The organism is Roseateles sp. P2_H4 (assembly GCF_056403315.1).
This window is the reverse complement of record NZ_JBFUFR010000003.1, coordinates 175,198-196,621: the sequence shown is the minus strand read 5'-3', so window position 1 is coordinate 196,621 and position 21,424 is coordinate 175,198. Positions and strand designations below refer to the sequence as shown.

At 68.0% G+C, this 21,424-nt stretch carries 22 protein-coding genes; 13 read left to right on the top strand and 9 right to left on the bottom strand.

The window, feature by feature from the left end; all coding sequences use genetic code 11:
* Positions 1-93: 93 nt before the first annotated feature.
* The 5 genes from AC1DW3_RS03770 to AC1DW3_RS03750 all read left to right on the top strand — a co-directional run bounded on the left by AC1DW3_RS03770 (position 94) and on the right by AC1DW3_RS03750 (position 4,882).
* Positions 94-1,122: an SPFH domain-containing protein gene (locus AC1DW3_RS03770; RefSeq protein WP_477928708.1), complete on the top strand. Its 1,029-nt coding sequence runs from the start codon at positions 94-96 to the stop codon at positions 1,120-1,122.
* Positions 1,115-2,707 (top strand): DUF4178 domain-containing protein, encoded by a 1,593-nt coding sequence (locus AC1DW3_RS03765; RefSeq protein ID WP_477928706.1) that lies wholly within the window; start codon positions 1,115-1,117, stop codon positions 2,705-2,707. The genes AC1DW3_RS03770 and AC1DW3_RS03765 overlap by 8 nt, the downstream gene beginning before the upstream one ends.
* 12 nt (positions 2,708-2,719) lie before the next feature.
* Positions 2,720-2,941, top strand: coding sequence for a DUF350 domain-containing protein (locus tag AC1DW3_RS03760; RefSeq protein ID WP_477928704.1), 222 nt, complete (start codon positions 2,720-2,722; stop codon positions 2,939-2,941).
* Between the two features lie 96 nt (positions 2,942-3,037).
* The gene (locus tag AC1DW3_RS03755) at positions 3,038-4,375 is read left to right on the top strand and encodes a M48 family metallopeptidase (RefSeq protein ID WP_477928702.1); all 1,338 of its coding nucleotides are present in this window, start codon (positions 3,038-3,040) and stop codon (positions 4,373-4,375) included.
* A 159-nt stretch (positions 4,376-4,534) separates the two neighbouring features.
* The gene (locus AC1DW3_RS03750) at positions 4,535-4,882 is read left to right on the top strand and encodes a YciI family protein (RefSeq protein ID WP_477928700.1); all 348 of its coding nucleotides are present in this window, start codon (positions 4,535-4,537) and stop codon (positions 4,880-4,882) included.
* Here the strand turns inward: AC1DW3_RS03750 and AC1DW3_RS03745 are convergent.
* Positions 4,879-5,700: a PEP-CTERM sorting domain-containing protein gene (locus AC1DW3_RS03745; RefSeq protein WP_477928698.1), complete on the bottom strand. Its 822-nt coding sequence runs from the start codon at positions 5,698-5,700 to the stop codon at positions 4,879-4,881. The genes AC1DW3_RS03750 and AC1DW3_RS03745 overlap by 4 nt on opposite strands.
* Before the next feature lie 184 nt (positions 5,701-5,884).
* On the opposite strand from AC1DW3_RS03745, the gene AC1DW3_RS03740 reads away from it, so the two are divergent.
* From AC1DW3_RS03740 to AC1DW3_RS03725, 4 genes are read left to right on the top strand one after another with little or no spacing between them, the layout of a single operon-like run.
* Positions 5,885-6,859 carry a TolB family protein gene (locus AC1DW3_RS03740; protein WP_477928696.1) on the top strand — a complete coding sequence of 325 codons (975 nt, stop codon included), beginning with the start codon at positions 5,885-5,887 and terminating at the stop codon, positions 6,857-6,859.
* Positions 6,856-8,409: a polyamine aminopropyltransferase gene (locus tag AC1DW3_RS03735; RefSeq protein ID WP_477928694.1), complete on the top strand. Its 1,554-nt coding sequence runs from the start codon at positions 6,856-6,858 to the stop codon at positions 8,407-8,409. The genes AC1DW3_RS03740 and AC1DW3_RS03735 overlap by 4 nt, the downstream gene beginning before the upstream one ends.
* Positions 8,410-8,466: 57 nt before the next feature.
* A complete protein-coding gene (locus tag AC1DW3_RS03730; RefSeq protein WP_477928692.1) occupies positions 8,467-8,724 on the top strand; it encodes a hypothetical protein in 258 nt (85 codons plus the stop codon).
* A gap of 38 nt (positions 8,725-8,762) precedes the next feature.
* A complete protein-coding gene (locus tag AC1DW3_RS03725) occupies positions 8,763-10,349 on the top strand; it encodes a flavin monoamine oxidase family protein (RefSeq protein ID WP_477928690.1) in 1,587 nt (528 codons plus the stop codon).
* Here AC1DW3_RS03725 and speD read toward each other — a convergent pair.
* From speD to AC1DW3_RS03695, 6 genes are read right to left on the bottom strand one after another with little or no spacing between them, the layout of a single operon-like run.
* Positions 10,307-10,693: an adenosylmethionine decarboxylase gene (speD, locus tag AC1DW3_RS03720; protein WP_477928688.1), complete on the bottom strand. Its 387-nt coding sequence runs from the start codon at positions 10,691-10,693 to the stop codon at positions 10,307-10,309. The genes AC1DW3_RS03725 and speD overlap by 43 nt on opposite strands.
* Positions 10,690-10,947, bottom strand: coding sequence for a MoaD/ThiS family protein (locus AC1DW3_RS03715; protein WP_477928686.1), 258 nt, complete (start codon positions 10,945-10,947; stop codon positions 10,690-10,692). Before AC1DW3_RS03715 ends, speD begins: the two co-directional genes overlap by 4 nt.
* Positions 10,944-12,152 carry a molybdopterin molybdotransferase MoeA gene (locus AC1DW3_RS03710; RefSeq protein WP_477928684.1) on the bottom strand — a complete coding sequence of 403 codons (1,209 nt, stop codon included), beginning with the start codon at positions 12,150-12,152 and terminating at the stop codon, positions 10,944-10,946. The genes AC1DW3_RS03715 and AC1DW3_RS03710 overlap by 4 nt, the downstream gene beginning before the upstream one ends.
* Positions 12,145-13,536: a threonine synthase gene (gene thrC / locus AC1DW3_RS03705; protein ID WP_477928683.1), complete on the bottom strand. Its 1,392-nt coding sequence runs from the start codon at positions 13,534-13,536 to the stop codon at positions 12,145-12,147. The genes AC1DW3_RS03710 and thrC overlap by 8 nt, the downstream gene beginning before the upstream one ends.
* A gap of 1 nt (position 13,537) precedes the next feature.
* Positions 13,538-14,857, bottom strand: a complete 1,320-nt coding sequence (locus AC1DW3_RS03700; protein WP_477928681.1) for a homoserine dehydrogenase — start codon at positions 14,855-14,857, stop codon at positions 13,538-13,540.
* Between the two features lie 11 nt (positions 14,858-14,868).
* A complete protein-coding gene (locus AC1DW3_RS03695) occupies positions 14,869-16,095 on the bottom strand; it encodes a pyridoxal phosphate-dependent aminotransferase (RefSeq protein WP_477928679.1) in 1,227 nt (408 codons plus the stop codon).
* On the opposite strand from AC1DW3_RS03695, the gene AC1DW3_RS03690 reads away from it, so the two are divergent.
* The 3 genes from AC1DW3_RS03690 to AC1DW3_RS03680 all read left to right on the top strand — a co-directional run bounded on the left by AC1DW3_RS03690 (position 16,085) and on the right by AC1DW3_RS03680 (position 19,083).
* A complete protein-coding gene (locus tag AC1DW3_RS03690; protein WP_477928677.1) occupies positions 16,085-16,603 on the top strand; it encodes an Mth938-like domain-containing protein in 519 nt (172 codons plus the stop codon). The genes AC1DW3_RS03695 and AC1DW3_RS03690 overlap by 11 nt on opposite strands.
* A 146-nt stretch (positions 16,604-16,749) precedes the next feature.
* The gene (locus tag AC1DW3_RS03685; protein ID WP_439463346.1) at positions 16,750-17,229 is read left to right on the top strand and encodes a peroxiredoxin; all 480 of its coding nucleotides are present in this window, start codon (positions 16,750-16,752) and stop codon (positions 17,227-17,229) included.
* A gap of 186 nt (positions 17,230-17,415) precedes the next feature.
* Entirely contained in the window at positions 17,416-19,083 is a 1,668-nt protein-coding gene (locus tag AC1DW3_RS03680; protein ID WP_477928675.1) for a PhoH family protein, read from the top strand.
* A gap of 221 nt (positions 19,084-19,304) precedes the next feature.
* Here the strand turns inward: AC1DW3_RS03680 and AC1DW3_RS03675 are convergent, their stop codons facing one another.
* Both AC1DW3_RS03675 and AC1DW3_RS03670 read right to left on the bottom strand, forming a co-directional pair.
* Positions 19,305-19,934, bottom strand: a complete 630-nt coding sequence (locus tag AC1DW3_RS03675; RefSeq protein WP_477928673.1) for a hypothetical protein — start codon at positions 19,932-19,934, stop codon at positions 19,305-19,307.
* An 85-nt stretch (positions 19,935-20,019) separates the two neighbouring features.
* A complete protein-coding gene (locus AC1DW3_RS03670) occupies positions 20,020-20,307 on the bottom strand; it encodes a hypothetical protein (protein ID WP_477928671.1) in 288 nt (95 codons plus the stop codon).
* A gap of 116 nt (positions 20,308-20,423) precedes the next feature.
* On the opposite strand from AC1DW3_RS03670, the gene AC1DW3_RS03665 reads away from it, so the two are divergent.
* A complete protein-coding gene (locus AC1DW3_RS03665) occupies positions 20,424-21,404 on the top strand; it encodes an aldo/keto reductase (RefSeq protein ID WP_477928669.1) in 981 nt (326 codons plus the stop codon).
* Positions 21,405-21,424: the final 20 nt, after the last annotated feature.

The window sequence follows — 21,424 nt, the reverse complement described above, 5'->3', positions numbered from 1 at the left end:
CCCGCGGTGAGATTCACATGTTTGGGCGTCGAAGCGCCCAGCCGCGGCCGGATACTTGTCGTCATTTCTTTCTCACCGCACGCAGGAACCAACATGGCCCTGATGGATTTCATCAAGAAACAGTTCATAGACGTCATCCAGTGGACCGAGGACGGCGATGGCACGCTGGCCTACCGCTTCCCGATGTCGGGTATGGAAATCCAGAACGGCGGCCAACTGGTGGTGCGCGAGTCGCAGGTTGCCGTCTTCGTCAATGAAGGCCAGGTGGCCGACGTCTTCGGCCCCGGCACGCACAAGCTGACGACCCAGACCCTGCCGGTGCTGACCTACCTGAAGAACTGGGACAAGCTCTTCGAGTCGCCCTTCAAGAGCGACGTCTACTTCTTCAGCACCCGCCAGCAGATCGACCAGCGCTGGGGCACCAGCCAGCCGGTCGCCATCCGCGACAAGGACTTCGGCGCCGTGCGCCTGCGCGCCTTCGGCAACTACGCCTACCGCATCCAGGACCCCAAGGTCTTCCACACGCAGATCTCCGGCACGCGCGAGCGCTACACGGTGCAGGACCTGGACGGCCAGCTCCGCGGCCTGATGCTGCAACACATCAGCGACGCCGTCGCCAGCAGCGGCACGCCCTTCCTGGACCTGGCCGCCAACCAGGTCGAGTTCGCCGCCGCGCTGAAGAACGCCACCGCCGAATCCTTCACGGCCATCGGCCTGGAGCTGATCTCGGTGACGATGCAGAACGTGTCGCTGCCCGAGGAGCTGCAGAAGATCCTCGACCAGCGCATCGGCATGGGCATCATTGGCCAGAACATGGGCCAGTTCATGCAGTACCAGGCCGCGCAAGCCCTGCCCGAAATGGCCAAGGGCGGCGGCGACGGTGGTGGCATCGCCGGCCAGGCCGTGGGCCTGGGCGCCGGCGTGGCCCTGGGCCAGACGCTGGCGCAGACGCTGGGCCAGGGCCTGGCCGGCGTCGGCACCGCCGCACCCGCGCCCGCMGCCAGCAAGCCCGAAGACATCGTCTCGCTGCTGGAAAAGCTCGGCGACCTCAAGGCCAAGGGCATCCTGACCGATGAGGAATTCGCCGCCAAGAAGGCTGACCTGCTGAAGAAACTTGGCTGATCAGGCGCCAGCCGCGCAGCGACGCTGGCGCGCTGCCTGCCCCAACTGCGGCGCGCCCGTCGAGTTCGCGAGCGCGGCGTCGGCCAGTGCCGTCTGCGGCTTCTGCCGCAGCACGCTGCTGCGTGACGGCGACACGCTGAGCCAGATCGGCCAGAGCGCCGAGATCTTCGAAGACTATTCCCCGCTGCAGCTCGGCACCACGGGCCGCTGGATGGGCCGCAGCTTCGCCGTCGTCGGCCGCGTGCAGCGCGGCTCGGAGCTGGGCAACTGGAACGAATGGCATCTGCTGTTCGACGCCGGGCCGGAAACGCCCCGCGTCGCCTGGCTCAGCGAGGACAACGGCCAGTTCGTCCTCAGCCTGGAGGCGCCACTCAACGAAACACCGCCCGAGGCGCCTGGCGTCGGCCTGCCGCTGACGGTGGCCGGCCAGCGCTGGCAGGTGGCCGCCATCGTCGAGGCGGCCCTGCGTGCGGCCGAGGGCGAGCTGCCGCGGCCGCCCAAGGCGGGCCGGGTCGTCGAGCTGCGCAACGCCCAGGGCGAGGTCGGCAGCCTGGAATACCGCGACGGCCAGCCGCCGGTCTGGTCGCTCGGCCGCAGCGTCGTCCTGGCCGAGATGGCCCTGCAGGGCCTGCGCACGACGGCCGAAGGCGAGTCCATCGCCGAGGCCAAGTTCAAGGGCCGGGCCATCGCCTGCCCCAGCTGCGGCGCGCCGCTGGAGCCCAAGCTGTCGCAGACCAAGAGCATGGTCTGCGCCCAGTGCAACGCCGTCGTCGACCTGCCGGAGGGCGAGTCGAAGGCGCTGGGCTTCACGGCCCAGAACCCCGGCCTGCCGCCGCTGATCCCGCTCGGCCGCACCGGCACGCTGGGCGTCGACGGCAAGCCCGAAGTCTGGACCGTCGTCGGCTACCAGGAGCGCTGCGACCTGCCCGAAGATGCCGACGACGAGCAGAGCTTCTGGCGCGAGTACCTGCTCTACAACCGCCTCGCCGGCTTCGCCTTCCTCGTCGATACCCGCGAAGGCTGGAGCCTGGTGCGCACGCTGACGGGCGCACCCTCCCAGGCCCGTGGTGGCGTCAACTGGCAGGGAAGGGACTACAGCCAGCGCTGGGTCTACGGCGCCAAGACCACGCAGGTACTGGGCGAGTTCTACTGGCCCGTGCGGCTGGAGGACCGTGTCCAGGTCACCGACTACATCACCCGCGACGGCCAATACCTGCTGAGCCGCGAACAGCAAGGCCCCGAGATCACCTGGAGCGGCGGCAGCCCCGTGCCCGCCGACGCCGTGCAGAAGGCCTTCGGCCTGCGCGCACCGGCGGCACCCTTCGCGCGCGACGCCTCGGCCTTCAAGAGCGGCGGCAATCTGCTGCGCAACATCATCATCGGCCTGTTTCTCATCGTGCTGCTGTTCGCGCTGCTGCGCGCATGCTCCAACGATGACTGCCAGCAGTACAAGACCAGCTTCGGTGAGAACAGCAATGAATACCGGCAATGCCGCAGCAGCTCGCGCGGCGGCAGCTATTTCGGCAGTGGCAACAGCGGTGGCAGCTATGGCGGCTACAGCAGCGGTGGCGGCGGCCACAAATAAGGAGCACGCACCATGACCCTCGACTGGCTCAAACCCGAAGTCGTCCTCGGCTCGACGATGTACGCCCTCATCGGCGTCGTCATCTTCTGGGTGGCTTTCATCATCGTGGACAAGATCACGCCCTACAAACTCTGGGAAGAGCTCGTGGAGCACAAGAACATCGCCCTGGCCATCGTGGTGGGAGCGATGTGCATCTCCATCGGCAACATCGTCGCTGCAGCCATCCACGGCTGAAGCCGTCCATCCTGCTCTGCACGCAGCCTGTCGCACCGCACCTCCGGGTGTGGTGAGCGTCGCCACAATCGCGCCGCTTCAAAACAGGAGGATTCGATGAAGACATGGTTGACCGCAGCCACCCTGGCGCTCAGCCTCACGCTGGCCCACGCCGCAGACGATGCCGCGAAGGTTCAAGCCCAGGCCCAGAAGGCCGACGCCACCGCCCAGGCCTCGGGCTTCAAGATCCGCCCCGTCGACGACGCCTGGCGCGCCGCCCTGCCCCGCAATGCCGAGGCCGCCACCCAGGCCTATATGGACAGGCTGCCGGCCGACGTCGTCGCCAAGTCCGACGCCTACTACACCGGCGGCTACTGGCTGCAACTGTGGAACCTGCTGCTTGGCCTGGCCGTCGCCGTGCTGATGATGAGCGGCCGCCGCGCCGCCCGCGTCCGTGATTGGGCCCAACGCGTGGGCAAGGGGCCGGTGCGCCGCGACATGCTGTTCGGCGCCGTCTACGTGGCCGCCTCGACGCTGCTGACCCTGCCGCTGGCCGTCTACGAAGGCTGGTGGCGCGAACAGGCCTACGGCATGTCCACCCAGACCCTGCTCGCCTGGCTGGGTGAGGCGGCAATGATGCAGGCCATCAACATGGCATTGATGGCCATCGTCGTGGCGGGCTTGTATGCGCTGATGCGCCGCACCGGCGCGCGCTGGTGGATCTGGGGAACAGCCGGCAGCATGGCCGTGCTCATCGTCATCATCGCCATCTCGCCGGTGCTGATCGAGCCGGCCTTCAATACCTACAAGCCAGTGGAAGAAGGCCCCATCAAGAGCGCCGTGCTGCAGATGGCCCACGCCAACGGCGTGCCGGTGGACAACGTCTACGTCTTCGACGCCTCGCGCCAGACGACGCGCATCAGCGCCAACGTGGCCGGCCTGTTCGGCAGCGCTGCCGTGCGCCTGAACGACAACCTGCTGCGCCGCACCTCGGAACCCGAGATCCGCGCCGTGATGGGCCATGAGCTGGGCCACTACGTGATGAACCACATCGCCAAGACCATGGCGATGCTGACGCTGGTGCTCTTCGTCGGCTTTGCCACCGTGCAGTGGCTGCTCGGGCGGCTGCTTGCACGCTTTGCCGGCGTCACCGGCGTCAGCCGCATCGACGATGTGGCCGGGCTGCCCATGCTGGCGGCGGTGTTCTCTGTCTTCTTCGCGCTCGCCACGCCTGTCAACAACAGCATCACCCGCGTGCAGGAAGCCGAGGCGGACCAGTTCGGCCTCAACCTGTCGCGCGAGCCGCATGGCTTTGCCGAGGCCCAACTGCGCCTCGTCGAGTACCGCAAGGCTGACCCGGGCGCGCTGGAAGAATTCATCTTCTTCCACCACCCCAGCACCCGCCACCGCGTCTACGACGCGATGCGCTGGCGAGAGGCAATGAGCAGTCCCTGAAGCCCCTCGCCCAGTCGCGCCCCACTGAACGTGGACGCGCCTGAACGGTCCCCCGAGGGGACGGCGATGCTTGCGGCATCGAGCCGCAAGCACATCGCCAACGCGGGCCGGCTCGGGAGCGGCCCAGCGCTCGGCCCGAAGACAACAAGGAGAGATGTAGTGCCCGCCACACACGACTTCGCCACGCTGACCAACAACGCCCACGAGGACTGGACGCTGTTCGCCATCCGCTTCCACGACAAGCCGGGCGCCGGCGAGCTGCGCCGCCAGCTGCTGCAGGCCCATCTGGAATGGGCAGCAGCCAATGCCGAGATGGTGAGGGCCATCGGCTCGCTGCGTGAGTCGCCCGAGGCGACACCCGTCGGCGGCCTGTGGGTGGTGCGGGCGCCGGACAAGGCCGCCGTGGAGGCGCTGATCGCGACCGACCCCTTCACCACCGGCGGCCTGCGCGCCGGCTGGGACATCTTCTACTGGAGCAAGGCCCTGCCTCAGCCGGTGTCGTTCTAGCGCGGGCGCTGGCGGCGCAAGGCTGCACCCATGACCGCGACGCCGGCCAGCAGCAGCGCATTGGTGCCCGGCTCCGGCACGGGCGCCGCGCCGATGGCGTTGGTGATGGACGAGTCAAACACCAGGGCGGCGTCCGGGTGGCTGGCGAGATAGGCCGGGTCGATGCTGATGACCGGGTCGACCCAGGCGCTGGCCTGGGTGGCGTAGGCCGAGTTGTTGAGCTTGGCGCTCGCGAACAGGCTGATGCGCGCGATCTCGCCGGGTTCGGCGAAGGAGAAGGCGCTGACGTAGAGCTTGAACTCGAAGTCGAACAGGCCGCAATCGTTGCCGCCGCCGCCGCAGTTCCAGGTGGTCAACTGGTTGGTGAAGGAACCGTTGTTCACGCCACCCGCGGTCGACGAGTGCACCACGCGCGCGTAGCCGCTGCCCACTGCGCTGCCCGTGCCGGACATGAAGGCCCGGCCCTTGATCGTGATCGGCACGAGGTCGCTGAAGGTCAGACCGTTGGTTGCGTAGAAGTCGTACTGCACCGTCGCGGAGGACGTCGCATTGGCATTGGACTGGCCGGTGCCGATGTAGCCCGAGGTGCCGACATAGGCCTGGGCCATCGGGCCGTTCAAGGTGGCCATGGAGGCAAACGCCGCGTTGCTGTCGGCATGGGACTGGCTGCCCGGCGTGAAGACGGTGTGGTCTCCGGTGGCGGGGTTGTAGTAGCCATAGGCGCCGTAGACATACGGCGCCGGCAGTGCCTGCACGGCCGCCGTCGCGGCGACCAGCAGCAGGCCCGCCAAAGTCTTGCCCATTCTTGTCAGCGTCATCTCCAGCTCCTTGTCTGAATGCGGCAGTGTGGCCGCCGGCACGCCCTGGAACCGGCCGCGCCGCCCTACCGAGAGAGGACGAGAAGCCCCCGCGTCCTCGGGTCGGCGCCGACCCGCGTTGCGGCCCCATGGACAGGCTCTAGACTGCCTCGCCCCGCTTCACCCCCTCCTCAAAGGCCCGCTCATGCCATTGCCGGCTCCGACCCGCCGCCTCGCCCTGCAGGGGCTGGCCGCATCTGCCCTCGCGCTGTTCACGCTGTCTGCCGGGGCGGCCGACGCCAAGCCCGACGTGGGCCTGTTCCTGGCCCGCCTGGACACAGCCGCGGGCACGGTCAGCGACGTCCGCAACGTCACGCCCGCCAAGGGCGCCAACTTCCAACCGTCCTTCCTGCGCGACGGCAGCGCGGTGCTGTTCGCGTCGGACCGCTCGGGCTCCAACAACATCTACCGCCACGACCTGGCCAAGAACACCACCTCGGCCGTCACGGCGACGACGGAGAACCTCTATTCGCCCACGCCACTGGCCGATGGCAGCGGCTTCTCGGCCATCCGCGTCGTCACCGCGGATCCGGCCTATGGCATCGAGATGAACGAGCCCTCGCTGTGGCTGTTCGGCTGGGACGGCAAGCCCGTCGCGCCCGTCGTGCCGACCAAGCGCATCGGCTACCACGCCTGGATCACGCCCGACCTGATCGCCGCCTTCCTCGTCGACGACGTGCCCGAGCGCAACAACCACCGCGCCGTGCTGATCAGCCGCACCACCGGTCAGCAGACGCTGCTGACCTCCAAGCCCGGCCGCTCGCTCGGCCGCACGGCCGACGGCAAGCGCGCCCTCTTCGTCGACCAGACCGACCCGGCCCACTGGTTCATTGCCGCCATGGGTGTCGGCGACGCCAAACCCCAGGCCCTGGTCGAGACGCCGGCCCTGCCCGAGGGCGAGAAGGAATCCAACCGCAGCCAGTATTTCGTCGCCCTGCCGGACGGCTCGATGCTGATGGCGCGCGGCAACCTCTTCCTGCGCTGGGACGGCAAGCCGGGTGGCGGCTTCAAGCCCTTGGCCGAACTCACCGATCTCGGCGGCGCCATCCGCAACATCGCCGTCAGCCCCGACGGCAAGCGCCTGGCCTTCTCGGTGCTGCTGGCCCCGGCCAAGCCGTGACGGAACCCGGCTCCTCGCGCGCCTCGCTGCCCGAGCTGCTGCTGCTCGCCAGCGTCTTCGTCATCGCCGCCTGCGGCCTGGTCTACGAGCTGGCGGCGGGCGCCCTCGCGAGCTATCTGCTCGGCGACTCGGTGCTGCAGTTCTCCACCGTCATCGGCGTCTACCTGTTCGCGATGGGCCTGGGGTCCTGGCTGTCGCGCTTCGTCGAGCGGCAGCTGGTGGGCGTCTTCCTGCAGGTGGAGCTGCTCGTGGGCGTCATCGGCGGCCTGATGCCGGCGGCGCTGTTCGCCGTGCACAGCCTGCTGCCGCCGGGCGAGGCCGCGGCCTTCCGCGTGCTGCTGTATGCGCTGGTGCTGCTGGTGGGCACGCTGGTGGGGCTGGAGATTCCGCTGGTCATGCGCATCCTGAAGCGCCACTTCAGCGCACGCTACGGCCTCAAGGATCTGGTCTCGCAGGTGCTGACCTTCGACTACCTCGGCGCCCTGCTCGTGGCCCTCGCCTTCCCGCTCGTGCTGGTGCCGCATCTCGGCCTGGTGCGCACCGGCGTGGCCTTCGGCCTGCTGAATGTCGCCGTCGCGATCTGGGCGCTGTGGCTGTTCCGTGCCGACCTGCGCGCCAAGCGTGCCCACACCGCCGCCTGCGCGCTGTCGGCCGCGCTGCTGCTCGCGGCCCTCGCCGGCGCCGAGCAACTGACGACCTGGGCCGAGGACCGCTTCTACGGTGAACACATCGTCTTCAAGCAGAGCAGCGCCTACCAGCGCATCGTCGTCACCGATGGCCGCGCCGGCACCCGCCTGTTCCTGAACGGCAATCTGCAGTTCCACTCCAAGGACGAGTACCGTTACCACGAGGCCCTGGTGCAGCCCGCGATGGCGGCGCACGGGGCGCCCAAGCGCGTGCTGGTGCTGGGCGGCGGCGACGGCATGGCCGTGCGCGAGGTGCTGAAGTACGCCAGCGTCGAACAGGTCACGCTGGTCGAGCTGGACCCGCAGATGACGACGCTGTTCCGCGACAACCCCAAGCTGTCGGCGCTGAACGGCCACGCGCTGTCCAGCCCCAAACTGCGCATCGTCAATGCCGATGCCTTCGGCTGGCTGGAGCAGCAGCAGGACAGCTTCGACGTCATCGTCATCGACTTCCCCGACCCGTCCAACTTTGCGCTGGGCAAGCTCTACACGGCCAGCTTCTACGAGCTGGTGGACCAGCACCTGAGTGCCGGCGGTTATGCGGTCGTGCAGACCACGTCACCGCTGATCGCGCGGCGAAGTTTCTGGACCGTCGTCACGACGATCGAAGCCACCGGCCTGACGACGACGCCCTACCACGCCCATGTGCCGAGCTTCGGCGAATGGGGTTTCGTGCTGGCGTCGCGGCGGCCGTTCCGCCGGCCCACGAAGTTCCCCGACGGCCTGCGCTTTATCAGCCCCAGCAGCCTGCCGGCCCTGCTCGACTTTCCGCCCGACATGGCGCGCGTGCCCACCGAGGTGAACCGGCTCAGCAACCAGGTGCTGGTGCAAGAGTTTGAAACCGAGTGGGGGCAGGTTCACTAGGAGCGCCTTTTGCCGGAAGATGGGCTCGCCGGCGAGGCGCCGGCGCAGGAGCCACCCATGCAGACTGCCACCCTGAAACCTGAGGCCCTGGCCCAGGTCGACCTGCCTTCGACGCCGCCCGGCACCGATGCCAGGAATATCGACAGCATCTACGACAACCTCGTCCACGGTGTCGGCCACGAGCACGTGACCGAAGCCAACGTCGAGGCGCTGATGCAGCGCGCCGCGGCCGACCACCACCCGGTGCTGGCCGAAGAGCTGCGCGAATGGCGCTCGAACAGTGACGGCGCCGACGTGAAACCCACCGGCGGCTGACGGCGGGATCACGGCGCCAGGCTGCTACCCTGCCGCCCTTGCGTCCGCCCCCGCCCGTCCATTCCCGCATCGTCTCTCCCGGCCCGTCACGCCGGGCGGTTGTGCTCGGCCTGCTGGCCAGCGGCTGCACGCCCGAGGCGCCGGCCTTGCAGGGCGGCTGGGTCGGCACGCATCCGGAACGTGGCCATCGGCTGCGCGGCGAGCCGCCCAAGGCCGACGGGCCGCTGAAAACCACCGGCGTCCTCATCGTCGGCGCTGGCATCGCCGGCCTGGCCTGCGCGCGTGCCCTTGCCACGCGCGGTGTCGACGACTTCGCCCTGCTCGACCTCGAAGACCAGGCCGGCGGCAACAGCCGCGGCCACAGCCTCGCCGGCTCGCCCTGCCCGCTGGGTGCACATTACCTGCCCGTGCCCGGCGCCGAAGCGCATGAGGTCAGCGAGCTGCTGCACGAGTTGGGCCTGGCCCGCGAACAACTGGGCCGCACCGTCTGGGACGAGAAGCACCTCTGCCACAGCCCGCAGGAGCGCCTCTTCATCGACGGCGAATGGCGCGACGGCCTGCTGCCGCCGCCCAGCGGCGCTGCCTCGTTGGCCCAATACCGGCGCTTCAGCGTTCTCGTTGAAGATGCGCAGCGCAACATGGGCTTTGCCATGCCTAGCCGTCGTGCCCGGTGGAAGGTCTATCACGACGCATTGGATGCTCAGACCTTCGCTACCATGCTCGACAACGATGGTCTGGATGATCCTCGCCTGCGCTGGTATCTCGACTACTGCTGCCGCGACGACTTCGGCGCCGGGGCCGACACCGTGTCGGCCTGGGCCGGCCTGCACTATTTCGCCAGCCGCCACGGCTTCCATGCGCCGGGCGACGAGGCGGGCGAGCGCGAACCGGTGCTGACCTGGCCCGAAGGCAATGGCTGGCTCAGCGCCCGCATCGCCGCGCCGCTGCGCGAGCGCATCCATCTGGGCCGTACGGTGCTGCGCGTGACCGAGCAGCGCCAGGGCGTCGAGCTGCTGGCCTGGAACGAGGCCACCGGCGCGACCGAGCGCTGGGCAGCGCGTGCCGTCGTCATGGCCACGCCGCTGTTCGTGTCGGCCCGGCTGCTGGCCGCCCCGCCCGCTGCGCTGCGCTCGTTGAAGCAGCGCCACGCGCCCTGGCTGACGGCCAACCTCTCCCTGCGCGAGCCGCTGCTGCAACGTGCCGGCGCGCCGCCGTCCTGGGACAACGTGCGCTACGGCACCACGGCGCTCGGCTATGTCGATGCCCACCATCAAACCCTGGACCCGACACCGCATGCGCCGCTGCTGACCGCCTATCTCGCCCTGCCCGAAACCCAGCGCGGCGAGCTGCTGAAACAGCCCTGGCAGCACTGGGCGCGGGTCGTCACTGACGAACTGGCCCAGACCCACCCCGATCTGCCCGCCAAGCTGGAGCGCATCGACCTGTGCCGCTTCGGCCATGCGATGAGCATTCCCACCCCGGGCCTGCGCGGCTCCGCCGAGCTGGCAGCGCTGAACGCCCAACGCGGCCGCGTCGTCTTCGCGCACAGCGACCTGGCGGCGTATTCGGTGTTCGAAGAGGCCTACACGGCCGGCGTCGAGGCGGCGGCGCGGCTCAGCCTCTGAATCTCGGCCTCGCGCGGCGCAAACGCCTTCAGCAAGGCATCCAGCAAGGCCTCGGCCTTGGTGCTGTTGTCGGCGCCATAGTTGCAGACGTAGACGTCCAGCGTCACGCCGCCCAGCTCGGGCCAGGTATGCACGGCCAGATGCGATTCGGCCAACAGCACGACGCCGGTGACGCCACTCTGCTCATCCTTGGGGGCAAAGCGGTGGAAGAGTTCAGCAACGCCGGTAAGACCTGATCTAGTCACCGCGTCACGGCACAGCAGGGCGAGCGCATCCGCATCGCGCATGACCGCCAGCGCCGGGTCGACGCCGTGCAGATCGGCGGTCAGGTGCAAGCCGTTCATCCGCCGGTAACCGGGGGGAAGAAAGCCAGCTCGTCGCCGTCTGCCAGCTCGGCGGACTCGGCGCACATCTTCTGGTTCAGCGCCGCCCGCACCGCGCGGCCGCTGGCCAACGCCTCGGCGTGAAGGCCGCCACGCGCCATCAAGGCCTCGCGCGCCGCAGCAACGGAGCTGGCTTCGGGCAAGGCCAGTGCTTCACCCTCGCCCAGCTTCTCGCGCAGAGACGCGAAGAAGCGCAACTTCACCGTGATGCTCACGCCAGCAGCTCCGCAAACGGAATGAAGCGCACCGCATCGCCCGCCTTGAAGGCCTGGCCCGGTGGGTTGTCGAGCAGACCGTCGGCCCAGAAGGCCGAGGTCAGCACGCCGCTGCTCTGGTTGGAGAACATCGCCAGGCCGCCCTCCTCGTCCAGGCGCACGCGCAGGAACTCGCGGCGCTTGTCGGGCTTGGGCCAATCGAAGCCCGCTGCCAGACGGTAGCCGCGCGGCGTGACACGGTTCGCCCCCTGCAGCTTCAGCAAAAAGGGCCGCACCAGGACCAGGAAGGTCACCAGGCTGGACACCGGGTTGCCGGGCAGGCCGATGAAGTGGGCCTCGCCAACGCGCCCATAGGCGAACGGCTTGCCCGGCTTGATGGCGATGGCCCACAGGTCCAGCTGGCCTTCGGCCTGCACGGCGGGACGAAGATGGTCTTCCTCGCCAACCGAGACGCCGCCCGAGGTCAGGATGACGTCGGCCTTGGTAGCAGCCTCGCGCAGCGCGGCACGGGTGGCGTCCAGGCGGTCGGGCACGATGCCGAGGTCGATGACCTCGCAGCCCAGGCCTTCGAGCAGCGCCCGCAGCGTGAAGCGGTTGGAATTGTAGATGGCGCCCGGCGGCAGCGCCTCGCCGGGCATGACGAGTTCATCGCCGGTGGAGAACAGCGCCACGCGCGGGCGACGGGTCACGGTCAGCTCGGCGGCACCGGCAGTCGCGGCCAGCCCCACGGCCACGGCATCCAACCGCGTGCCCGCAGGCAACACGACGGCACCGGTGCGCACGTCCTCGCCACGCAGGCGCACATTGGCGCCGGCGGTGATGGGCTGGGTCACGCTGACCTGGTCGCCCACCAGCTCGGTGAACTCCTGCATGACGACGGTGTCGGCACCCGCGGGCACCTGGGCGCCCGTGAAGATGCGCGCCGCCTCACCGGGCGGCAGCGGGGCGGGCACGCTGCCGGCGGGAATGCGCTGGGTGACCGGCAGGGATTGGCCGGCATCGGCGGCGCGCAGGGCGTAACCGTCCATCGCCGAGTTGTCGGCCGGCGGCACGTCGACCGGCGACACCAGATCGGCCGCCAGCACACGGCCCGTGGCGGCGCCGGTCGCGAGCGTCTCGCGCCCGGCCAGCGCTTCAGCCCCGGCCAGCAGCCGGGCCAGCGCCTCGTCCAGCGGGATCAGTGGCGACTTCTTGGGTTCAGACATGGGCGTGAATGTAGGCCTTCACCTGGCCCACATCGGCCGGCATGACCTTCACACGCTTGGGGAGTTGCTCGATGCCTTCGAGGTTCGCGGGCCGCGGCGGCTCGGTGCCCAGCGCTTCGACGATGGTGGCCGCGAACTTGGCCGGCAGGGCCGTCTCCAGCACCAGCATCGTGACGTTGGGGTCGCGCTTCTCCAGCGCCACCTTGAGGCCGTCGGCCGTGTGCGGGTCGATGATGACGCCATGCTCGGCGTGGCAGCGGCGAATGGTCGCGACGCGGTCGGCATGCGTGCTGCGGCCGGAGATGAAGCCAAAGCCGGCGATGTCGGCATGCTCGCCGCCGCCCAGTTCGAACTGCGAGGCGCCGAAGTGCTGTTTCACCCGCGCGCCGTCGCGACCCAGCAGGTCGAACACGAAGCGCTCGAAATTGCTGGCCTTGGAGATGTCCATGGACGGGCTGGACGTCTCGTGCGTGTCGGCCGTGCCGCGCGGGCGATAGGCGCCGGTGCGGAAGAACTCGTCGAGCACGTCGTTCTCGTTGGTCGCGACGACCAGCTTGGCGATGGGCAGGCCCATCATGCGCGCGACGTGGCCGGCGCAGACGTTGCCGAAGTTGCCGCTCGGCACCGTGAAGCTGACCTTCTCGGCGTTGCTCTTGGTGGCCTGGAAATAGCCGGCGAAGTAGTAGACGACCTGGGCCAGCAACCGCGCCCAGTTGATGGAGTTGACGGTGCCGATGCGGTGCTCGCGCTTGAAGGCGAGATCGTTGGACACCGCCTTGACGATGTCCTGGCAGTCGTCGAACACGCCGTCGATGGCGATGTTGTGGATGTTGGCGTCCTGCAGGCTGAACATCTGCGCCTGCTGGAAGGGGCTCATGCGGCCATTGGGGCTGAGCATGAAGACCTTGACACCCTTCTTGCCGCGCATCGCGTATTCGGCGGCGCTGCCGGTGTCGCCCGAGGTGGCGCCCAGGATGTTCAGCGTCTCGCCGCGGCGGCCGAGTTCGTACTCGAACAGCGCGCCCAGCAATTGCATGGCCATGTCCTTGAAGGCCAGCGTCGGGCCGTTGGACAGGCCTTGCAGCGCGATGTGGTCGCCCAGCCAGGTCAGCGGCGTGATCTGCTCGGTGCCGAAGACTTCGGCCGTGTAGACCTTGCGCGTGATCGCGCGCAGGTCGTCGGCCGGGATGTCGGCTATGTAGAGCGACAGGATCTCGAAGGCCAGGTCGGCATAGGCCAGGCCGCGCCAGCGCGCCAACGTGGCCGCGTCGACGCGCGGGTAGGCCTTGGGCAGATAGAGGCCGCCATCGGGCGCCAGGCCCTCCAGCAGGATGTCGGAGAAGCCGCGCTCGGTCTGGTCGCCGCGGGTGCTGATGTACTTCATATCAGGCCAGCTCTTCCTTGCGGATGCGCACGATGGGCGCCAGCACGGTCGGCAGGCCCTGCATCTTGGCCAGGGCCTCGTTCATGCGGCCTTCCACCGTGTCGTGGGTCAGGATGATGAGGTCGGTCTGGCGCTCGCCTTCGCCGGATTCGCGCTGCAGCACGGCGTCGATGGAGATGTCGTGCTCGGCCAGGATGGTGGTGATGCGAGACAGCACGCCGGGTTGGTCCGCCACGACGAGACGCAGATAGAAGGCGGTGTGCACGTCGGCCATCTCGAGGATGGGCGTGTCGCTCATCGCGTCGGGCTGGAAGGCCAGATGGGGCACACGATGATCCGGGTCAGCGGTGGCCAGGCGGGTCACGTCCACCAGGTCGGCGACGACGGCCGAGGCGGTCGGCTCGGCACCGGCGCCCTTGCCGTAGTACAGCGTCGTGCCGACGGCATCGGCCTGCACGACGACGGCGTTCATCGCGCCTTCGACGTTGGCGATCAGGCGGCTGGACGGGATCAGCGTGGGGTGCACGCGCAGCTCGATGCCGTTGTCGCGGCGGCGCGTGATGCCCAGCAGCTTGATGCGGTAGCCGAGCTGCTCGGCGTACTTGATGTCGGTGGCCTGCAGGCTGCTGATGCCCTCGACATGGGCCTTGTCGAACTGCACCGGCACGCCGAAGGCGATGGCGCTCATCAGCGTCAGCTTGTGGGCCGCGTCGACGCCTTCGATGTCAAACGTCGGGTCGCTCTCGGCATAGCCCAGGCGCTGGGCTTCCTTCAGCACGACGCCGAAGTCCAGGCCCTTGCCGCGCATCTCCGACAGGATGAAGTTGGTGGTGCCGTTGATGATGCCGGCGATCCACTCGATGCGGTTGGCCGTCAGGCCTTCGCGCAGCGCCTTGATGATGGGAATGCCGCCAGCCACGGCCGCCTCGAAGGCGACGACGACGCCCTTCTCGCGCGCGGCTTCGAAGATCTCGGTGCCGTGCAGAGCCAGCAGGGCCTTGTTGGCGGTGACGACATGCTTGCCGTTGGCGATCGCCTGCAGCACCAACGAGCGCGCCGGCTCGATGCCGCCGATCAGCTCGACGACGATGTCAATGGCCGGGTTGTTGACGAGCTGCTGGGCGTCACCGACGCAGGGAATGCCGTCGCCGACGATGGCCTGGTAGGCCTTGGCGCGCTCGGCATTGCGGGCGGACACCATCGCGATCTCGATGCCCCGTCCGGCGCGGCCGCGAATCTCGGCCTGGTTGCGCTGCAAGACGTGGAAGGTGCCGGCACCGACGGTGCCGAGGCCGATCAGGCCGACTTGGATGGCTTTCATCTGCAACGCTCTCAGGAAGAAACACGCCGGCGATACCCGGCAAGAAATCGATCAATGCGGCCAATAGCCTCACGCAAATCGTCCACATTCGGCAGAAACACCAACCGGAAATGGTCGTGCTCGGGCCAGTTGAAGCCGGTGCCCTGGACGATGAGCACCTTCTCCTCGGCCAGCAGCTCGTAGGCGAACTGCTGGTCGTCGGCGATGGGGTACATCTTGGGGTCCAGGCGCGGGAACATGTAAAGCGCCGCCTTGGGCTTCACGACGCTGACGCCGGGGATCTGCGTCAGCAGTTCGTAGGCGAGGTCACGCTGGCGGGCCAGGCGGCCGGTGGGGGCGACCAGGTCCTTGATGCTCTGGTAGCCGCCCAGGGCCGTCTGGATCGCCAGTTGACCCGGCGTGTTGGAGCACAGCCGCAGCGAGGCCAGCATGTTCAGGCCCTCGATGTAGTCGCGGGCATGGCGCTTCTCGCCGCTGACCACCATCCAGCCGGCGCGGTAGCCGCAGGCGCGGTAGTTCTTGGACAGGCCGTTGAAGGTGATGAAGAGCACGTCGTCGGCGAGGGACGCCATGCTGGTGTGGGTCACACCGTCGTACAGCGTCTTGTCGTAGATCTCGTCGGCAAAGATGACGAGCTGGTGGCGGCGGGCCAGTTCGATGATGCCCAGCAGCACGTCGTCCGGGTAGAGCGCGCCGGTCGGGTTGTTCGGGTTGCAGACCATGATGCCGCGGGTGCGCGGGCTGATCTTGGCCTCGATGTCGGCGAGGTCGGGCAGCCAGCCGGCGCCCTCGTCGCAGCGGTAATGCACCGGACGGCCACCGGACAGGCCGACAACGGCCGTGTAGAGCGGGAAGTCGGGGGCGGGAATCAGGATCTCGTCGCCATCGTTGACCAGGGCGTTGATGGCCATCTGGATCAGCTCGGAGGCGCCGTTGCCGAGATACACGTCGTCGACGCTGACGCCCTTGACGCCCTTCTCCTGCGTGTAGTGCACGACCGCCTTGCGCGGCGCGAACAGGCCCTTGCTGTCCGTGTAGCCGCCGGCATCGGCCAGGTTGCGGATCATGTCCTGCACGATCTCGTCCGGCGGCGTCAGGCCGAACACGGCCGTGTTGCCGATGTTCAGCTTGATGATCTTCTGGCCCTCTTCCTCCATCTGGCGCGCCTTGTCCAGCACGGGGCCGCGGATGTCATAGCTGACGCTGGCGAGCTTGCTGGACTTGGCGATGGGCTTCAAAAGGGGCTCCGGCGCAGCGTTGCTGCAGTGCAAGAAAGGGCCAAAAAGGGGGATCTTGGAGTTTAAGCAAGGCCCGGGCACGCAAGCTGCCGTTCTGCGCGACACTCGCGCCCGGTTTTCCGGCCCTTTCACGATGAAGTTCCAGCTCGACGAGCCGCAAGGCGGCAACAGCATTTCCCGCCATGACGCCCAGGGCGTCTGGGTCAACGGCCGCCCGCACACGGCCAGCGTCCTCGTCCCCTGGAAGGGTGACGTCGTCGCCTGGGCGCCTTCGCGCTTCGAGGAACTTCAGCCTGCGCATTTCGAAGCAATCAAGGCGCTGAATCCCGAGCTGGTCGTCTTTGGCAGCGGCGCCCGGCTGCGTTTCCCGAACCCGGCGCTGTGGCGGGCCCTGGTCGAAACGCGCATCGGCTTCGAGGTGATGGACAACGCAGCCGCTTGCCGTACTTACAACGTGCTGGCCAGCGAAGGTCGCAACGTTCTGGCAGCATTGCTCATCGAGGGATGACCGAACCGACCGGGAGGTCGGGGCGAGGCTTTATAATCACGGGCTATTGCTTGCGGGCGCCCGCGTAGATTGCTTCCGTGAAAGGCTTCACAGAGTGATCACGAACCGGGGACCCCGTGAGCACAACGCTTCTGCTGCACTCCCCAATGACGCCTGCGCTCAACAAACCCCTGCCGGAAATTGAGGCTCAAGCCACCGGCGGCGTGAAGTTCACTGCCAATGCCTTCCTGGGCAAATCGGTGGTGCTGTACTTCTACCCGAAAGACAATACGCCGGGTTGTACCACTGAGGCGATGCAATTCCGCGATCGCCACAAGGACTTCGTGAAGGCCGGCGCGGTGGTGCTGGGCGTTTCGCGCGACAACATGGTGTCGCACGAGAAGTTCAAGCAGGCCCTGGAACTGCCCTTCGAGCTGATCGCCGACACCGAAGAGAAGCTCTGCCATATGTTCGGCGTGGTCAAGAACAAGATCATGTACGGCAAGAAGGTCAAGGGCATCGAGCGCTCGACCTTCCTGATCGCCCCGAACGGCATCCTGGTGGGCGAATGGCGCGGCATCAAGGTTGCCGGCCACGTCGACGAAGTCCTGAAGGCCGTGAAGGGCCTGAAGAAGGAAGCCGCCTAAGGCGCCGCATCGGACGCGAAAGCGCGTTGTTTGCTGACATCGCGGGTGCCCGCGGTATGTGCATAATCAGCTCATGCCCCGGGTCGAATCCTTGTCTCAGACTACAAAGCCGCACTCATCCTGTGCGGCTTTTTGCTTTCTGGAGCCTGGATCGCAGGGGGTTCACTTGTCGCCCATCCGCCGTACATGCCACTGCCTAAGCCTCCTGCACAACGCGCCAGCCGCCTCGATGCCTCTGCTTATTCGGCCACTCTGACCCCCAGCAAACCTCGCGCGACGCCTCCCGTCGTCGTCGCGCCCGCCGCCGCTCCGGTCGCGGTGCCGACAGCCGAAGTGCTGCGGCTTCCCACCCCCACCTCCAGCCCCGCTGCCGCCAAGCCGGCGCTGCCCGTGAAATCGGCGAGCAAGACGCCCGCCAAAGCCGCCGCACCCAAACGCACGCGCAAACCCGCCGGCGCCGCCAAGCTCTTCGTCCTCGACACGAATGTGCTGATGCACGACCCGATGTCGCTGTTCCGCTTCGAGGAGCACGACGTCTTCCTGCCCATGATCACGCTCGAGGAGCTGGACGGGCACAAGAAGGGCATGACCGAAGTTGCCCGCAATGTGCGCCAGGTCAGCCGCGAGCTGGATCAACTCGCCGCCGGCTTGCAGACCAGCAGCCTGGAGGAAATGTCCAAGGGCCTGCCACTGGCCGGCACCGGCCACCGCGAGGCCGAGGGCAAGCTCTTCTTCCAGACCGAGCTGATCGACACTCCCCTGCCCCAGGGCCTGCCGCAGGGCAAGGCCGACAACCAGATCCTGGGCGTCGTCCAGGCGCTGAAGGGCCGCCACCCGGGCCGCGAAGTCGTGCTGGTGTCCAAGGACATCAACATGCGCATCAAGGCCCGCGCCCTGGGCCTGCCGGCGGAGGACTACCGCAACGACAAGACGCTGGAAGACTCCGACCTGCTCTACACCGGCGTCCAGGCCCTGCCCTCGGACTTCTGGGACCGCCATGGCAAGACCATGGAGAGCTGGCAGCAGGGTGGCACGACCTACTACCGCATCAGCGGCCCCCTCGTGCCCACGCTGCTGATCAATGAACTGGTCTATCTTGAAGCCCCGGGCGAGACGCCGCTCTACGCCAAGGTCACCGAGATCACCGGCAAGACGGCGGTGCTGCGCACGCTGAAGGACTACGGCAACCAGAAGCATTCCGTCTGGGGCGTCACGTCGCGCAACCGCGAGCAGAATTTCGCGCTGAACCTGCTGATGGACCCGGAATGCGACTTCATCACGCTGACCGRCACCGCCGGCACCGGCAAGACGCTGATGACGCTGGCCGCCGCCCTGGCCCAGGTCTTCGATGACCGCCGCTACAGCGAGATCATCGTCACCCGCGTGACCGTGCCGGTCGGCGAGGACATCGGCTTCCTGCCCGGCACCGAGGAAGAAAAGATGGGCCCCTGGATGGGCGCCCTGGACGACAACCTCGAGGTGCTGGCCAAGGGCGGGTCTTCCGCGGGCGAATGGGGTCGCGCCGCCACCAACGACCTGGTGCGCAGCAAGATCAAGATCAAGAGCCTGAACTTCATGCGCGGGCGCACCTTCCTGAACAAGTTCGTCATCATCGACGAGGCCCAGAACCTGACGCCCAAGCAGATGAAGACGCTGATCACCCGCGCCGGCCCCGGCACCAAGATCGTCTGCCTGGGCAACCTGGCGCAGATCGACACGCCCTACCTGACCGAAGGCAGTTCAGGCCTGACCTTTGCCGTCGACCGCTTCAAGGGCTGGGCCCACAGCGGCCATGTGACGCTGGCGCGCGGCGAGCGCTCAAGGCTGGCCGACTTCGCCTCCGAAGTGCTCTGACCGAACTGAAGCCGTCTCTGGGGCGGCACGACGATTGCCATGGGGATTCTGAAAGGAATCCCCATGAGCAATCCATCGCCCCAAGCCGACCAGCCCCTTCAGCCGGACAGTTCCGACCAGCCCCAGCGCGAAGGCGTGCCGGACGTCCAGCCCAGCGGCGTTGCGCCGGCCAGCCCGCCCGCGACGCATCTGCCGCAGCACCCCGGGCAAGCACAGGCGCTTCAGCCGGACGACGCCGACCGCGAGGACCCGGAATTGCAGCACGAAAGTCCCGTTTGAGCTTCGCGGAGCCCTGGCTCAGCGGCGCCGCGCCGCCCTGACGCTGCGCCATGCTTCCTCGCAAAACGGCAGCACGTGAGCAGCATCGAGATGACGAACATCACGGCCGTGTACGTCCAGGGCGGGTCCGCCTTGAAGCGCAGGCCCCAGTCCGCCGTGTAGCCCGGCCGTTGCAGCAGCGCCAGCGTCTGCCCGGGAGCAAGCGCCAGCAGGCAGGACAAGCCCGCCCAGGGCAACAAGTGCTGGAAGCCGTGCACCCATTGCTCCAGTATGGGAATGCGCCGCTTTGCCAGCGCCACGCGCAAATCGGCCAGGTAGCTCAGATCGTGCAGCAGCACGACGGCCATCAGGCCCGCCAGCAATCCGGCGGTCGGCTCCAGCAGCACTGCCGCCAGGATGGCGCTCCCCACCAGCACCAGCATGGCCAGGTGCAGAGCCGATTCGGCAATGCCGGCCGTGAACTCAATGCGTTGCGCGCGGTGCAGCGACCAGTCCAGCACACCCGCAGCCACCAGCATGGGCGCCCACACGAAGGCGAGTAGGCCCTGCAACAGCGATGCGGTGTCGTCCATGGGCCGTTTGCTCACCCCTCGCGAGGCCCCACTTCCGCCTGGAGGCGAATGCCGTGGTGCACATCATTCACGGTCTGCGACACGGTCACTCGTCGTCGTCGTTGGGGTGGTTGGCAGAAGCCGTATTCGCGTCGGAGGCCGGGTCGTCCTCGGCATCGACCAGATGCTGCTGACGCTCATGCTGTTGCTGCTGGGTCGCGGGGCGATGCGCAAAGTCCTCCTGCTGCTGCTGGCGACGCCCCCCGTGCGGGACGGACGCGGGCACCGTAGCAGCGCCCGGCGACTGCTGCGCCTGGCGCAGCGGCCGATCTTGCTGCGGCTGCAAATCTTCAGTTCCTGCCGGCTGGGCGGCACGGGATGGCGACGTGATCATGTTGCTCCTTCAGAGCCGAAAAGGCGCAGGGGATGCAGCAGCAATCCGCGCTCCCACAGGCGGCGGGCCACGAAGATGGTTGCGATACCATTTCGTTTCCACTTCCTGGCGATTCCATGATCTACCGCTCCCTCGGCCGCACCGGCTGGAACATCTCTGCCATCGGCTTCGGCGCCTGGGCCATCGGCGGCACCTGGGGCGACACGGACGACAGCGCCGCGATGGCGGCCCTGCACCACGCCCTGGACCGCGGCGTGAACTTCTTCGACACGGCCGACGTCTACGGCGATGGCCACAGCGAGCGCCTGCTGGCCCGCCTGCGCAAGGAGCGGCCCAGCGACGCGTTCTATGTCGCCACCAAGGCCGGCCGGCGCCTGAACCCGCATGTCGCCGAGGGCTATCGCGACTTGAGGCCCTTCATCGAGCGCAGCCTGCAGAACCTCGAGTCCGAGGCCATCGACCTGCTGCAACTGCACTGCCCGCCCACCGCCGTGTACAGCATGCCCGAGGTGTTCGGCGCCCTGGACGAACTGGTGCGTGAAGGCAAAGTGCGCCACTACGGCGTCAGCGTCGAGCGCGTCGACGAGGCGCTGGCCGCATTGAAGTTCCCGGGCGTGCAGTCGGTGCAGATCATCTACAACCTGTTCCGCCAGCGCCCGGCCGAAGTCTTCCTGCCCGCCGCCCAGGCGGCCCAGGTCGGCGTGCTGGCGCGGTTGCCGCTGTCCAGCGGCATGCTCAGCGGCAAGTTCACGCGCGACAGCAAGTTCGGCGCCGACGACCACCGCGGCTTCAACCGCCAGGGCGAGGCCTTCGACAAGGGCGAGACCTTCTCGGGTGTCGACTACGAGCAAGGCCTGGCCGCCGTCGAAGAGCTGCGTGGCCTGCTGCCGCCAGGCGTGAGCATGGCCAGGCTGGCCCTGCGCTGGATCCTGATGAACGAGGCCGTCACGACGGCCATCCCCGGGGGCCGCACGCCGGCCCAGGTGGACGAAAACGTCAGCGCCGCCGACCTGGCCGCCCTGCCCGCGCCGTTGATGCAGGCCCTGGCCGCGCTCTACCTGCGCCGCATCGCGCCGCAGGTCCACGCCCTCTGGTGAACCCGCGCCGCACTCACCCC